General features: G+C 71.5%; 10 protein-coding genes and 1 pseudogene. 5 read left to right on the top strand and 6 right to left on the bottom strand.

What is annotated here, in order from left to right:
• Positions 1–451 precede the first annotated feature (451 nt).
• Positions 452–1,123, top strand: a pseudogene (locus QMK28_RS17825) (sugar phosphate isomerase/epimerase family protein); the annotation flags it as partial.
• Here the strand turns inward: QMK28_RS17825 and QMK28_RS17820 are convergent.
• Positions 1,116–2,165 (bottom strand): EamA family transporter, encoded by a 1,050-nt coding sequence (locus tag QMK28_RS17820; RefSeq protein ID WP_443050756.1) that lies wholly within the window; start codon positions 2,163–2,165, stop codon positions 1,116–1,118. The pseudogene QMK28_RS17825 and the gene QMK28_RS17820 overlap by 8 nt on opposite strands.
• A 174-nt stretch (positions 2,166–2,339) precedes the next feature.
• Between QMK28_RS17820 and QMK28_RS17815 the strand changes: the two genes are divergently transcribed.
• The 3 genes from QMK28_RS17815 (at position 2,340) to QMK28_RS17805 (ending at position 6,483) form a co-directional block, all read left to right on the top strand.
• On the top strand, positions 2,340–3,254 hold the full coding sequence (locus QMK28_RS17815) for a LysR family transcriptional regulator (protein WP_326439038.1): 915 nt from the start codon (positions 2,340–2,342) through the stop codon (positions 3,252–3,254).
• Between the two features lie 510 nt (positions 3,255–3,764).
• Positions 3,765–5,657, top strand: coding sequence for a glycoside hydrolase family 3 protein (locus QMK28_RS17810; RefSeq protein ID WP_326439036.1), 1,893 nt, complete (start codon positions 3,765–3,767; stop codon positions 5,655–5,657).
• A 160-nt stretch (positions 5,658–5,817) separates the two neighbouring features.
• Positions 5,818–6,483, top strand: coding sequence for a hypothetical protein (locus QMK28_RS17805; RefSeq protein ID WP_326439034.1), 666 nt, complete (start codon positions 5,818–5,820; stop codon positions 6,481–6,483).
• Positions 6,484–6,574: 91 nt separating this feature from the next.
• Here the strand turns inward: QMK28_RS17805 and QMK28_RS17800 are convergent, their stop codons facing one another.
• From QMK28_RS17800 to QMK28_RS17780, 5 genes are all read right to left on the bottom strand, one after another.
• Complete coding sequence (locus tag QMK28_RS17800; protein ID WP_326439032.1) at positions 6,575–8,002, bottom strand: S28 family serine protease; 1,428 nt, start codon at positions 8,000–8,002, stop codon at positions 6,575–6,577.
• A gap of 202 nt (positions 8,003–8,204) precedes the next feature.
• Positions 8,205–9,143, bottom strand: a complete 939-nt coding sequence (locus QMK28_RS17795) for a hypothetical protein (protein WP_326439030.1) — start codon at positions 9,141–9,143, stop codon at positions 8,205–8,207.
• 78 nt (positions 9,144–9,221) lie between these two features.
• Positions 9,222–13,253, bottom strand: coding sequence for an ABC transporter ATP-binding protein (locus QMK28_RS17790; RefSeq protein WP_326439028.1), 4,032 nt, complete (start codon positions 13,251–13,253; stop codon positions 9,222–9,224).
• A gap of 210 nt (positions 13,254–13,463) precedes the next feature.
• The gene (locus QMK28_RS17785; RefSeq protein ID WP_326439026.1) at positions 13,464–13,664 is read right to left on the bottom strand and encodes a DUF397 domain-containing protein; all 201 of its coding nucleotides are present in this window, start codon (positions 13,662–13,664) and stop codon (positions 13,464–13,466) included.
• Between the two features lie 10 nt (positions 13,665–13,674).
• A complete protein-coding gene (locus tag QMK28_RS17780; RefSeq protein ID WP_326439024.1) occupies positions 13,675–14,529 on the bottom strand; it encodes a helix-turn-helix domain-containing protein in 855 nt (284 codons plus the stop codon).
• A 260-nt stretch (positions 14,530–14,789) separates the two neighbouring features.
• Here QMK28_RS17780 and QMK28_RS17775 point away from each other — a divergent pair, with 260 nt between their 5' ends.
• Positions 14,790–15,260 carry an ATP-binding protein gene (locus QMK28_RS17775; protein WP_326439022.1) on the top strand — a complete coding sequence of 157 codons (471 nt, stop codon included), beginning with the start codon at positions 14,790–14,792 and terminating at the stop codon, positions 15,258–15,260.

Genomic DNA, 15,260 nt, shown 5'->3' with positions numbered 1-15,260 from the left:
CTCATGGTCCGCGGCTCCACCGCGCCACCGCGGGGCCGCTGAGCGCGAGCGGCACGGGGCCCTGAGCTCGGGCGGCACGGGGCCCTGAGCTCGGGAGCTCGGGCGGCGCGGAGCCCTGAGCACGAGCGCCGCGGGACCGCTGAACCCGCGCGCCGCACAGCCGCCGAGCCCGCGCGGCACGGGACTGCTGGCACGGGCACCGCGCAAGCCCTGAACCCGAACACCGCACAGCCGCTGAACCCGCGCGCCGCACAGCCGCCGAGCGTCGCGGGACCGCTGAACCCGCACGGCGCGCAAGCCCTGAACCCGAGCGCCGCGCAACCCCAGAGCGGCAAGCCCGACGGCGGGACCGCCCACCACCGCCCCTCCCCTCCCGCCCACCACCCCACGTGCCACGCCGTCACCACCGGGGCTCTTGTGGCCCGGGGCCCGCTTCTGGTCCCCTGGTCCCATGCGACTCGCCTTCTCGACCCTCGGCATCCCCGGCACGCCCGTCACCGACGTGGTACGGCTCGCGGTGGATCACGGCTATCACGGCGTGGAACTGCGCGCCCACCCGGAGGAGCCGGTGCACACCGGGCTGAGCCTGGAGCGGCGGGCCGACGTGGTGGAGCGGTTCAAGGCGGCCGGCGTGGAGATCCTCAGCCTCGCCGGGTACGTACGGGTCGCCGAGGCCGGCGAGGACGAGCCCGTGCTCGCCGAGCTGCGGACGCTGCTCGCGCTCGCCCGCGACCTGGGCGCTCCGTTCGTCCGGGTGTTCCCCGGCGGCGGCGACCAGAGCGCCGAGGAGGCCGACGCGACGGCGGCCCGCCGGCTCGGGGCCATCGCGCCGCACGCCGCCGACCTCGGCGTGCGGGTGCTCCTGGAGACCCACGACTCGCACCGCAGGGGGGCGGACGTGGCGCGGATCATCGGCCCGGTCGGGCACCGGAACGTGGGCGCGCTCTGGGACGTGATGCACACCTGGCTGGCCGGCGAGGAGCCCGCCGCCTCGTATGCGGCGCTGGCCCCGCAGCTCGGCTATGTGCAGGTCAAGGACATCGCGTCGGCCGAGGACAGCGCCCCGCTGCCGCTCGGCGCGGGCGCGCTGCCGCTCGCCGAGTGTCTGCGGGCGCTCAGCCGGGACGGCTGGGACGGCTGGCTGTGCTGGGAGTACGAGAAGCGCTGGCATCCACAGGCAGCGGAGCTTCCGGCGCTGCTGACTCCGGCCAGGGACCATCTGCTGCGGCTGCTCGCGGAGGCGAAGGCCGAGGCAGCGGGGGCAGGGGCGGAGCTTCCGCGCGCGGACGGGACCGGGGCCGCCGGGGCCTCCTGACCCCCGCGAGCGAGGTCACCGCGACGCCGCCGACCAGCAGCGCGGCGGCCACCCAGCGCAGCGGCGAGACGCCCTCCCCCAGCAGCAGCGCCGCCGAGGACATGCCGAACACCGGCACCAGCAGCGAGAAGGGGGCGACGGCGGAGGCGTCGTACTTCCGCAGCAGGAAGCTCCAGCTGACGAACCCGAAGATGGTCGAGGCCCAGGCGACGTAGGCGATGGCGCCCGCGCCGCTCCAGTCGAGCGAGCGCAGCGCCCGCAGGTCGGCGGCCGGGCCTTCGAAGAGCAGGGAGAGCAGCAGCAGCGGCAGTACGGGCACCGCACAGGCCCAGACCATGAAGTTCAGCGCGTCCGGCGGGGCGGCCTTGCGGGTGACGACGTTGGAGATCCCCCAGAAGACGGCCGCCGCGACGACGAGCACGAAGCCGAGCACCGGCCCTGACGCCCCTTCGTCGACGGCGGCCACCGCGATCCCGGCGAGGGCGACGCCCATGCCGATCACCCGGACCCGGCCCGGACGCTCGCCCAGCACCAGAGCCGCCGTCAGCGCGGTGAACACCGCCTGGACCTGGAGGACGAGGGACGACAGCCCGGCGGGCATCCCGGCCTGCATGCCGATGAAGAGCGCCCCGAACTTGCCGACGCCCAGCACCAGTCCCACCGCGACGATCCACCGCAGGGCGACCTTCGGCCGGCCGACGAAGAACACGGCGGGCAGTGCCGCGACGAGGAAGCGCAGCGCGGAGAACAGCAGCGGCGGGAAGTGGCCGAGACCTATCTCCACGACGACGAAGTTGACGCCCCAGACGGCGGCGACGAGGACTGCGAGGGCGATGTGCGGGGGACTGATCTGGGGACTGTTCGGACGAGCCATGGGACGATCATGAGGGCAGCGAACCATGAAGCACCAGCGCCGATTCCTTCATGGTTGAATGCAGCAACGCTCAACAATCACCGCTCCGAACAACCGCCCTGCCCCCACCCCCCGTCACCTCATCGCCCGTCACCCACCGGGAGGCTCCCGATGCTCGACCTGTCCCGACTGCGGGCGCTGCACGCGGTGTCCGCGCACGGCTCCGTCAGCGCCGCCGCCATCGCGCTCGGCTACACCCCGTCCGCCGTGTCGCAGCAGATCGCCAAGCTGGAGCGGGAGACCCGCACGACACTGCTGGAACGGCAGGGCCGGGGCGTCGCGCTGACCGACGCGGCTCATCAACTGGCTTCCACCGCTCAGCAGTTGCTAGCGATCGTGGAGCAGGCGGAGACCGAGCTGGAGGCCCGGCGCGGGCTGCCGACCGGGCGGCTGACGGTGGGCGCGTTCGCGTCCGCCGCGCGCGGGCTGCTGCCGCAGGTGCTGGCGCGGCTCGGCCGGGACCACCCGGGCCTGGACGCCCGGCTCGTGGAGGTGGACCCGCATCTGTCGGTGGACCTGGTGGCGCAGGGCGTGATCGACGTCGCGGTGGCCCACGACTGGGACATCGCCCCGCTGCCCGCCCCCGACGGGCTGGAGCGGGCGCCGATCGGCGACGATCTGTGCGACGTCCTGGTGCCGTTCGGCCACCCGCTGGCGAACCGGACCCGGCTGCGCCGCGAGGACCTGCGCGACCAGCGCTGGATCTGCCAGCCGCCCGGCACGGTCTGCCACGACTGGCTGGTGCGGACGCTGCGCGCGTCCGGCTGCGAGCCGGATCTCGCCTACCAGGCCGCCGAGAACCACACCCAGCTCGCCCTGGTCGCGGCCGGGCTCGGCATCGCCCTGATGCCCCGGCTGGGGCGCGGCCCGCTGCCGGACGGCGTGCTTGCCATCGCCCTCGAACCGGTGCCGGTGCGCTGCCTGTTCGCGTTCTGGCGTACGGGAGCTGCGCGGCGGCCCGCGATCACCGAGACGGTCCGCACCCTCCAGGAACTCTGGCCCCCGCGCGCCGTCGCCACACCCTGAGCGCACCCGCGCCCCACGGGCGCGCCCGCCGGAGAATCAACCGGCTGAGCAACCCGCCGGACACCCCGCCGGACAACCGGCCGAGCAACCGGAAAAATCAAGAAGAACCATGAAGAAGCGGGGAACCCACAGCACCCCCCGCCCGTCCCATGGACGTGCTCTCGGCGAGTCTCCGTGGGACGACCATCAGCCTCGCTGCTGGCTGCGTCGCTGACCACCCTCTCCGTCGCCCGCGGCCGACAGCACGCCGTCACCGGCGCTACCCCCCTCCAACAGCGCCGGTGACGGCTCCTCCCCCGGCGGTCCGGCCCGGTCGCGCGGATCGTCCGGCAATTCGGCCACGCCCATCCGGGTCCGTCCCATTGACTGGCACTTAGTTTCCGGATATCCGTGACTCCTTGGAAGTTTCTTTCACCTCGCCGAGGAAGCACGGGCGCCGTCCGGCCGCAGGGCCGGTCCAGAAGCGGCGTCCGGCGCTTGCCACCCCGCCTTCTCCCCGAAGGAGTGCAAGTGCATCACCAGACCTCCAGACGCACCCTGCTCACCGCCACGGCCGTAGCCGCGGCCGCCGCCTGCACGACGGGCATCACGACGGGCATGACGACCGGCTCCGCCCCCGAAGGCCCCGGCGGCCCCGGAGGTACGGCGAGCACCGCCGGCGCCGCGAGCATCTCCAAGCGCCCGAGCCGCCGCCGGCTCCGCAAGCTCATCGAACGGATGAGCCTTGAGGAGAAGGTCGGCCAGCTCTTCGTCATGCGGGTGTACGGGCACTCCGCGACCGCCCCCGACCCGGCCGACGTCACCGCGAACCAGAAGGAGATCGGCGTCTCCAGCGCCGCCGAGCTGATCGCGAAGTACCACGTCGGCGGCATCATCTACTTCACCTGGGCGCACAACACCCGCGACCCGCAGCAGATCGCCGAGCTCTCCAACGGCATCCAGCGGGCCGGTCTGGCCCAGCCCACGCCCGTACCGCTGCTCATCTCCACCGACCAGGAGCACGGCGTCGTCGCCCGCGTCGGGGCGCCCGCGACGCTGCTGCCGGGGGCGATGGCGCTCGGCGCGAACGGCAGCAGGGTGGACGCCCGCGAAGCCGCCAGGATCGCCGGGGCGGAGCTGCGCGCGATGGGCATCCGGCAGAACTACGCGCCGGTCGCCGACGTCAATGTGAACCCCGCCAACCCGGTGATCGGCGTCCGGTCCTTCGGCGCCGACCCACAGGCCGTAGCCCGTTTGGTCGCCGCCCAGGTGAAGGGTTATCAGAGCGCCGGGGTCGCGGCGACCTCCAAGCACTTCCCCGGTCACGGCGACACCGGCACCGACAGCCACGTCGATCTGCCCGTCATCACGCACACCGAGGCCGAGTGGGAGCGGCTGGACGCGCCGCCCATCAGGGCCGCCATCGCGGCCGGCATCGACTCGATCATGACGGCGCACATCCTGGTCCCGGCGTTCGACTCGCACGACGACCCGGCGACGCTCTCGCACCCGATCCTCACCGGCATCCTGCGCGAGAAGCTCGGCTACGGCGGGGTGGTCGTCACCGACTCGCTCGGCATGGCGGGTGTCCGCAGGAAGTACGGCGACAACCGGGTTCCGGTGCTCGCGATCAAGGCGGGCGTGGACCAGCTGCTCAACCCGCCGGACCTGCCGGTCGCCTGGAACGCCGTGCTCAAGGCGGTACGGGAGGGCGAGCTGAGCGAGGCCCGGATCGACGAGTCCATTCTGCGGATTCTCGAACTGAAGTCCCGGCGCGACCTGTTCAAGGACCCGTATGTGAGCCGCCGCGACGTGGAGCGGACCGTCGGCATCGCCAAGCACCTCGCCGCCGCCGACAAGATCGCGGACCGCACCACGACCCTGCTGACCAACGAGCGGAAGCTGCTGCCGCTGTCCCGGCGCGGCCATCGCCGCATCCTCGTCGTCGGGGTGGACCCGGCCGCCCCCTCCGGCATCGGCGGCCCGCCCACCGCGACCCTCGCCAAGGCGCTGACCGAACTGGGCTTCACCGCCTCGGCGCTGCCCACCGGCACCGGCGGCACGCCCAACCCGTCGCAGACCCAGATCGACGCGGCGCTCGCGGCGCTCGGCGACCGGGACGCGGTGGTGGTGGCGACCTACAACGTCGGCGCGAACTCCAGCCAGCGCACCCTGGTCTCGGCGCTGGCCGCGACCGGAAAGCCGGTCATCCAGCTGGCCATCCGCAACCCGTACGACATCGCCCGGCTGACCGGCGTCGGGGCCTCGATCGCGACGTACTCCTGGACGGACGTCGAACTGCGGGCCGCCGCGCGGGTGATCGCCGGACGGGTCGGCCCGTCCGGCAAGCTGCCCGTCTCGATCCAGCGCGCGGACGATCCCGGCCAGGTGCTCTACCCGATCGGGCACGGTCTGACGTACTGACCGGGCCGGCGTACTGAGACCGGGCCGGCGTACTGAGTCGGCCGTACGCCCCGGGGCGCGCGCTCCCGCGTACGAGCGAAATGCGCCGTGCACACCTGGCGTGCACCCGTCGACAAGGGTCACGCTGGGCGTGCACGGAGCAGCGGGACAGGGGGCCGCCATGCGCGGGGGGTTGATCCGGTGGCCGATACCGGCGGGCCGGGCGTCGCCGCGCGCGTCGCTCGCGCGGCCGGTCGCACTGCTGGTCGCGCTGACCAGCCTGCTCGCGCTGCTGCTCACGCTGAGCGGCTGCCGGCAGCAGCCGGGCCGCACCGGCTCCGACAGCCGCTCCGAGCAGCCCTCCCCCAGCGCGTCGGGCTACGGCGAGACCTTCCTGGGCCTACGGGATTGCAGCAGCCGGGGGCGTACCGCCTTCCAGGAGATCGCCTGCGGCAGCGAGCGGGCCGCCGCCCGGGTGATCGCGCGCCACGACGGCAGCCGGTCCGAGGGGCCGCGCTGCCCCGACCGTACGGACTTCGTCCTGCACATCGCCGCGAGGCCGCGCCCCGCCGCACAGCCGCAGGGCTACGCCTGCATGCGCAACCTCGAACCCCCGCACCCCGGCGATCCTGGAGGCGGCGGCGGGCCGCTCACCATCGTCGGCGACTGCGTCTACACCTCCCGGCTCGGCGAGGTGAAGGAGACCGCCTGCGACGGATCGGGCGAGCGCGCGCCCGAGTTCACGGTGACGGCGGCGGTCCGCGCCCGGCCGGGGTGCCCGGCCTCGACCCAGTTGTATGTGCAGTTGGGCGGGAACAGGCCGGTGGGCTGCGCGCGGCGCGTGTAGCGCGGAGCGCCTGAGCGGTCGCCGCAGTGGAACGGTGCCGGGCGGGCTGAATCCAGCCCGCCCGGCGATAGCCGGTCACCTCACTGGTGCGTTACGGCCGCAACAGCGGCTCGCGCTCCAGCTCCCGCTTGTCCATCTTCGCGTCGTAGGGAGCCAGCGGCTTCGCCTCCGCCTTGCCCTCGCGGACGGCGGCCGGGGCGACGCCCGCCCATTCGAGCACCTCGGCGGTGGCCTTCTCCTTCTGGCCCGCCTTCAACTGGGCGATGTTCGAACCGTGGTTGCCGCCGGGGGCGGTGAACACGTAGCTGTCCTCGGCGTGCTTGCCGGGACGGAACGGCTCGGCGCCCCACGGGTCGTTCTGGCCGTAGACGAAGAGCATCTGCTCGGCGTGCTCGTTCACCCAGCGGTCGACGTCCCGCATCGTGTTGTTGTGCCACGTCATCGGGATGTCACGGGGGACGTAGCTGCGCGGGACGTAGGTGCCCCGGTAGCGCAGCAGGTCGTTGAGGTGCGGGGTCTTGACCGTGGGCGAGCCGAGCTGGGTGCCCGCCTGGTAGTAGTACGGGGTGTACGGCTCAAGGCCCTGGTCGGTGTAGGCCGAGAAGCCGGAGATGGCGTCGACGTAGTCGTAGATGACGTCGGTGGAGGCCGTCGTGGCGGGCACGTCGGCGCAGTCCGCCTCGGTGCTGTACTGCCAGAACGCCCAGACCAGGTCGTTGACGACGTTCTCGAACGCCTTGTCCGCGCTGCCGATGGTCTTGAAGGTCTGGCCCTCGCTGTAGGCCCACTTCTTGTAGCGGTCGACGATGCCGTCGCGGCGCACCAGGGCTTCGCGCTGGATGGCGTTGAGCTTGGTGCGGCACTCCTTGGTGGAGACCTTGGCGAAGAACCGGTCGTAGGCCGAGTCCTCCTTGTTCACCACGTCGTTGGGCGCGACGTAGGCGACGGTGCCGTCCATGTCGTGGGGGTAGAAGCGACGGAAGTACGTCGCCGTCATACCGCCCTTGCTGCCGCCGGTGGCGAGCCAGTTCTTGCTGTAGATCGTCTTCAGCGCCGTGTAGATCCGGTGCTGGTCGCTGGCGGCCTGCCAGATGTCGAGCTTCGACCAGTCGGCCGGCTGCGGCCTGGACGGGGTGAAGAAGCGGTACTCCATCGAGACCTGGTTGCCGTCCACGATGCGCGTCGGCTCACTGCGCGAGGGAGTGGCCGGGATGTTGAGGTTGTACCCCGAGGTGAAGAACACCGTCGGGCGGTCCTCGGACTTGTGCAGCAGGGTCAACCGCTGCTTGAAAGTCCCCTTGGACGGGTGCCGGTGGTCAATCGGCTGGGTGTAATTGAGGACGAAGTACCGGTAACCCTCAGCCGGCTTCTCCTCGATGAGACTCATCCCGGGTATCGCCAGGATACGGTCCTTTATATCCGGCTCTGCGGCGGTAGCCGAGCCGGCTGATGCGCTGCCTATCCCTATCGTGCCTATGAGCACGACCAGCGAAAGCAGCCATCTGAGCGCCTTGCGCATACACCCTCCCCATGGTTCACAAATGACCTTGCGAACCTAGCCGGGCAACTCGGCTGACCGCCATACCCATTTGGGACGGGTGTCCACTGCTGCCGGCCGGCGCCGACCGGTCGCGGCGGCTTTCCGCCGCACTGGGTGTTTTGCGTACGGAGCAGGGAGGGGGCGGGGCCGGGAGCCGTACCGCGCCGGGAGGCGGGCGGGCTCAGCTCTCCAGGTCCTTGAAGCGCTCGAAGGTCTCGGATTCGCCGGAGTCCTCGCCCTCGTCCCAGTCGACCGTGATGGTGTCGCCGCTCAGCGCGACGTCGGCGGCTCGGGTCGGGCCCACCCTGCTCCCCCCGTTCCGCGTGCAGATCAGCGCGATGCGGTACTCCGCGCCCGACTTCACCTCAGCGCGCAGACCATCGCAGGTGATCGAGCCCTTCGACATGTTCACCCGGTCACGGCCCTTCCCACCGACGTTCTTACCGCTCTTGGCCATGGCCAGCATCCGGCCGTCGCCGTCGGACTTCCACACCCCTTCTATGCCGGTACCGGTCGGGGCGGGCGGGTCCGCGTCATCGCTGCCGGTGTCGTCGGGGGTCTCGGAGGCGCCGGCACCCGGGGATGCGTCGTCCGTGCCGGGCGAAGATTTCCCGGCGGGGGCGGCGGTGCTCTTCCCCTTGTCCGCCACTGCTTTCCCGCCGTCGTCGTCACTGATGGCGAGGAGGACCCCGGCGCCGATCAGGAGCAGCGTCGTCACCGCGACGCCGGCGATGAGCGCGGGCTTGCGCTTGCCGCCCCCGCCGCCGGGCCGCTGCGGCGCGGACGGGGGCGGAGCGAACGCGGGCGGGGGGAAGCCTGGCGGCTGGGCGCCGTACGGCTGTTGCGGGTAGCCGTACGGGCCCGGCTGCTGCGGCTGCGGCGCCGGGGGCTGGGCGTACGGGTTCAGGTTCGGCTGACCCTGCGGCGGGCCCTGCGACTGCCCCTGCGGCTGGGAGCCCTGCGGCGGCGGGCCCTGCGGCTGCGCGTACGGGTTCGGATTCGGATTCGGCTGACCCAACGGCGGTCCGCCCTGCGGCTGTTGCGGGCCTCGCGGCTCCCGTGGAGCGCCGAACCCGCCCTGCGGCGGCTGGTTGGGCGGCTCGCTCGGGGGCTGCGTCATCAGGGGGTGCCTCTCCGTAGGGATCGAAGATCCTTTCTACCACCCGTCCCGCAACCGCCCTGCGGCCCCGCCCGCCCCTTACACCACCACGCCCGCCGACTGAGCCACCGCTCCCGCCGGCTCGCCGACGAACGTGCGCCACAGCTCCGCGTAGTAGCCGTTGCGGGCCAACAGCCCCGCGTGCGTGCCGTCCTCGACGACCCGGCCGTGGTCCATGACCACGACCCGGTCCGCGCGGGCGGCGGTCGTCAGGCGGTGTGCGACGACCAGCGTGGTGCGCTTGCCCGCGAGCCGGTCGGTCGCGTGGTTGACCAGTCCCTCGGTCGCCATGTCCAGCGCGGCCGTGGCCTCGTCGAGCAGCAGGATGTCCGGGTCCACCAGCTCCGCGCGGGCCAGCGCGATCAACTGCCGCTGTCCGGCGGACAGGTTGCGCCCGCGCTCGGTGACCAGGTGCAGATAGCCGCCGTCGAGCGTGGCGACCATGTCGTGCGCGCCGACCGCCCGCGCGGCCGTCTCGACCTCGGCGTCGCTCGCGTCCGGCCGCCCGTAAGCGATCGCGTCGCGGACCGTGCCGGAGAACAGGAACGACTCCTGCGGTACGACGCCCAGCCGGTTCCGGTAGCCGGTGAGGTCCAGCCCGCGCAGGTCGTCGCCGTCCACGGTGACCCGGCCGCTGGTCGGGTCGTAGAACCGGGCGACCAGCTTGACCAGCGTGGACTTGCCCGCGCCGGTCTCGCCGACGAAGGCCACGGTCTGGCCCGCCGGGATGCGCAGGTCGACGCCGGTGAGGGCCTCCTCGCCCTCGCCGTCCGCGCCCCCGTAGCGGAAGTGCACGTTGTCGAAGCGGATCTCGCCGCTCAGACTCGCCACGTCCTGCGGGCTCTCGGCGGCCGGTGTGCTGGTCGGCTCGCGCAGCAGTTCCTGGATGCGGCCCAGCGAGACGGTCGCCTGCTGGTAGCCGTCGAAGACCTGCGAGAGCTGCTGGACGGGCGAGAAGAAGAGGTCGATGTAGAGCAGGTAGGCGACCAGCGCGCCCGCCGTCAGCGTCCCGTCGCTCACCCGGCCCGCGCCGACGATCAGCACCAGCGCGGCGGCCACGGAGGACAGCAGTTGGACGAACGGGAAGTAGACCGAGATCAGGAACTGGCCGCGCACCCGCGCCTGCCGGTAGTCGTCGCTGCGCTGCGCGAACCTGGCCGCGCCGGTGCCCTCGCGGCGGAACGCCTGCACGATGCGCAGCCCGGCGACGCTCTCCTGGAGGTCGCCGTTGACGACGCTGATCCGTTCGCGCGCCAGCTCGTACGCCTTGACGCTCTGCCGCCGGAAGAAGACCGTGCCGACGATCAGCAGCGGCAGCGTCGCGAAGACGACCAGCGCCAGTTCGACGTCGATGACCAGGAGCGCGACGAGGATGCCGAAGAAGGTGAGCAGGCTGACGACGGCGGTGACCAGGCCGGTTTGCAGGAAGGTGGACAGCGCGTCCACGTCCGTGGTCATCCGGGTCATGATCTTGCCGGTCAACTCGCGCTCGTAGTAGTCGAGTCCGAGCCGCTGCAACTGCGCGAAGATCTTGACGCGCAGCGAGTAGAGCACCCGCTCGCCGGTCCGCCCGGTCATCCGCGTCTCGCCGACCTGCGCGGCCCACTGGCCGAGCACGACCAGCAGCGCGAGCCCGGAGGCCACCCATACCGCGTTGAGCGCCTGGCGCTGCACGCCGTCGTCGATGCCGTGCCGGATGAGCACCGGCAGCAGTAGTCCGGCGACCGCGTCGACGCCGAGCAGCAGCAGGCTGATCGCGAGCGGCTTGCCGAAGCCGCGCAGCAGCCGCCGCAGTCCGTACGAACTCTCGGCGCGCGCGGCCTGGGCCTCGTCGACGCCCGGGGTGTCGGTGGCCGGCGGCAGCGCGTTGACCTGGGCGAGCAGCTCGGGGGTGGCGGGCATCCCCGCCAGCATCCCGGCCATTCCGGCGCCGGGCGCGCCGCTCGCGGCTCCTGCCGTGCCCGGCTTGGCCGTACCGGCCGCTCGCGCGGCTTCGTCGCGCTCTTCGTCGGCCCGCAGCCACAGCTCGGCGGTCACCCGCGCTGTCCCCGTCCCACCGGACCGCTGCGGGTCGTCGGCACGGGCTCCGGCCGGAACGGACTCGATCGGGGCCGGCTCCACCAGCCCGGTGGCCGAGGACTCGCCGCCGAAGGCTCCGGCGAGGGCGGCGGTCCGCGCGTTGGCGTTCTGGCCGTTGGCGTTCTGGCCATTACCGCTCTGGCCGTTCCCGCTCTGCCCGTTACCGCTCTGGCCGTTCTGGCCGATCTTGGTCAGCCCGATACCACCGCCAATCCGCTCGGCCACGGCCACGAGACCCGCCGGGTCACGCTCGACCCCGGCCAGCTCGTCGGGGTCGGTCAGCAGCCTGCGGTACAGCGGACAGCGCTCGGTCAGTTCCTCGTGCGTGCCCACGTCCGCGAGCCGCCCGCCCTCCAGGACGGCGATCCGGTCGGCCAGCGCGAGCGTCGACTGCCGGTGTGCGATCAGCAGCGTCGTACGGCCCCGCATGACGCCGCGCAGCGCCTCGTGGATCTCGTGCTCGACCCGGGCGTCGACCGCCGAGGTCGCGTCGTCCAGCAGCAGCAGCCGGGGGTCGGTCAGGATGGCGCGGGCCAGCGCGATGCGCTGGCGCTGGCCGCCGGAGAGGGTGAGCCCTTGCTCGCCGACCTCGGTGTCGTAGCCGTGCGGCAGGTCGCTGATGAAACCGTCGGCCTGCGCGGCCCGCGCCGCCTCGGCGACCTGCTCGTCGGTGGCGTCCGGGAACCCGTAGGCGATGTTGTCGCGGACGCTGTCGGAGAACAGGAAGCTGTCCTCCGGCACCATCCCGATCGCGGCGCGCAGCGATTCGAGGGTCAGCTCGCGCACGTCGTGCCCGCCGACCTTCACCGCCCCGCCCGCCACGTCGTAGAAGCGCGGCAGCAGCAGCGACACCGTCGACTTGCCGCTGCCGGACGCGCCGACCACCGCGACCGTCTCACCGGCCTCGATGCGCAGCGAGAAGTCGTCCAGCACCGGCCGCTCGGGGTCGTAGCCGAAGGTGACGGAGTCGAACTCGACGGTCGCGGGCGCGTCGTGCGGCAGCTCGCGGGCGTCCGGCCCGTCCTCGACCAGCGGCTCGGTGTCGATCAGCTCGAAGACGCGCTCGACGCCGGCGCGGGCCTGCTGCCCGACGGTCAGCATCATCGCGAGCATCCGCACCGGCCCGACGAGCTGCGCGAGGTAGGTGGAGAAGGCCACGAAGGTGCCCAGCGTGACCTGGCCGCGGGTGGCCATCCAGCCGCCGAGCGCCAGCATCGCGACCTGCCCGAGCGCGGGGACGGCTTGCAGCGCGGGGGTGTAGCGGGAGTTGAGCCGTACGGTCCGCAGCCGCCCCGCGAAGAGCTTGCGGCTGACCTCGCGCAGCTTGCCGCTCTCCTGCTCCTCCTGGCCGAACCCCTTGACCACCCGGACACCGGTGACGGAACCGTCCACGATCCCGGCGACGGCCGCGGCCTGCCCCTGGGCGTACCAGGTGGCGGGGAACAGCCTGATCCGGCTGCGCTTGGCGATGAACCACAGCGCGGGCGCGACGGCCAGCGCGACGACGGTCAGCAGCGGCGACAGGCTCGCCATCACGACCAGCGATATGACGAAGAGCAGAACGTTGCCGATCATCATCGGCAGCATGAAGAGCAGGCCCTGGATCAGCTGAAGGTCGCTGGTCGCGCGGCCGACGACCTGTCCGGTGCTGAGATCGTCCTGCCGCTTGCCGTCCAGCCGGGCGATCGACCGGAACATCCGCGTCCGCAGATCGTGCTGAACGTCGAGCGCCAGCCGCCCCCCGTAGAACCGCCGGATGTACGTCAGCACGTACACGCCGAGCGCGGCGACGATCAGCAGCGCGGCCCACGGCCCCAGCTCCCGGTCATGCGAAACGATCACGTCATCGATGATCAGCTTCGGCACCAGCGGAACCAGCGCCATGATCGCCATCCCGCCGAGCGACGAGCCCAGCGCGAGCAGCACGTTACGGCGGTAATGCCAGGCGTAGCCCGTCAGCCGTTTCGCCCAGCCCTGATCGTTCCCCGCCACGCTTTGCCTCCACCTGTCGTCTGCTAACGGAAGACTCCAACACGCTGGAGTGGGGATTTCATCCCGTCGCAACGAATGACCGTCCCTGGTCCGAGGCTGGTCGGTCCCTGGTCCTAGGCCCAGCGGGTCCGTCCCGGATGTGACACGACGGTCCCCGAGGGGGCTCGTGGGGCGGTGGATGGACGGCGGGGGGGTGGGCGGGGGTGTGGCTCAGCCCATGAGGTGGTCGAGCGAGCCGGCTTTGACACCGGATACGAAGGCGCCAAGGCGGGCGGGGGTGAGCGCGAGGACGGCCCGAGGCTCGTCGCTCTCCCGCAGCAGGACCGCATCGGCGTCGCGAGCAACCTCGACGCAGTTAGGGCCCTGGTTTCCCGAGAACGAGGACTTCTGCCATTCAATCCTTGGACGCATGTTGAAACTCTCACAATTCTCGCGCAATGCGATGGATCAGGTCCCTCGACTTCTCCGCATCGAGGGACACGCCCTCCGCTACGTCGAGCACCATGCGATGCATCTGGAGTTCGGCCTCGCCGTTCCAGTAATTTCCGCCGAGATGGCTGTCCATCTGAACGGTGTCCAACTGCGGAACCACCCCGCCCGCGTAGAGAATAGGTTGAGTCACCTCGATGAATCTCTCATTGCTGAAGGGGAGCACGCGCACCGCAACTGCGGGCCGCTCGGAGGCTTCCAGCACCTGTTCGAGCTGGCCACGAGTCACCTTGCGCCCGCCAAAGCGCATCCTCAACGCAGCCTCGTGGATGATCGCGTCGAACTGAGGAGGGGCTTGCCTGCCGAGGATCGCCTGCCGCTTCAGCCTGTGCTCAATGCGTGCTTCGATTTCAGCAGTTGGCAGACTGGTCACCACACTGGAAAACAGAGCGCGCGCATACTCTTCCGTCTGCAACAGGCCCGGCAGTGACAAGGTCTGGATAGAGCGCAGATACGTGGCATGCTGCTCCAGCTCGGCGATATCCAGAAAACCCGGCGGCAGAACACCACGGTACTCGTCCCACCAGAACTGCCCACGGCGCTCGCGCGCGATGGCGCAGAGCGCATCGACCAACGCAGCGTCCTGGCAGTCATAGAACACTGCGAGCCGACGGATGCGCTCCTCACCGATCCCCATGCGGCCAGCCTCAATGTTGCTCACCCGCGCCTGATCGACGCCGAGTAGGTCAGCGGCGTCCCTGGCGGTCCTCCCCGCACACTCACGGAGCTTCCTCAGCTCGACACCCAGCCGCACCTGTCTGACGGTTGGGGCATCCCTCGGGGGCATAGCGCCAGCATTCCCTTCTTATGACTCGGCCAAGTCTGCCGCGAAGCGACACCGCCGGTCCACCACGGTCACCCACACGAGGGGAAAAATACCTACATGCTTGTACCGGCACACCTCTGTACCCTACGTTCTGTGGTCGTACCGCTACGCACGCCGATAATCCCGCAGTGCAGCCACCCCTCGCCCTCCGGGGCCAACGGCCGGCAGAGCCACGGTGGTGTACGGAAGCGGTCGCCGACCCGACAGAGGGAGAGGGACACATGACCTGCTGGACGCCACCGCCACCCCCCACCCCAACCCCCATCGCCCTCGTCGAGCCACCCGGCCCCGCCCACCGCTACACCATGCACGCGCCGAACATCCCCGAAACCGCCAAGGTCGCAAGGGAGATGGTCGCGGGCCTCCTCCAAGCCACCGGGCACACCGGGCTCGTGGAGACGGCCCGGCTGCTCGTGTCCGAGGTCGTCACGAACGTGCACCTGCACGCCAAGGTGCCGCTGCTCAGGCTGGAGACGACGATCCAGGGCAGCCGGCTGCTGGTCTCCGTACGGGACGACGACCCGCGCAGCAGACCGTGGCCGACGAAGGCCGTCGCCGATGACGACGCGGAAGGCGGGCGCGGACTGCTGCTGGTCGAGGCGTGCGCCGACGCGTGGGGCACGGTGTGGCACGGCGGGCTCCAGCCCACCGGCAAGAGCGTGTGGTTCGAGCTGTTCGACGCATGTCGCTAG

The sequence above is a fragment of the Streptomyces sp. H27-D2 genome (genome assembly GCF_035828615.1).
Classification (GTDB): Bacteria; Actinomycetota; Actinomycetes; order Streptomycetales; family Streptomycetaceae; genus Streptomyces.
This window is presented reverse-complemented; position numbering and strand designations above follow the sequence as displayed.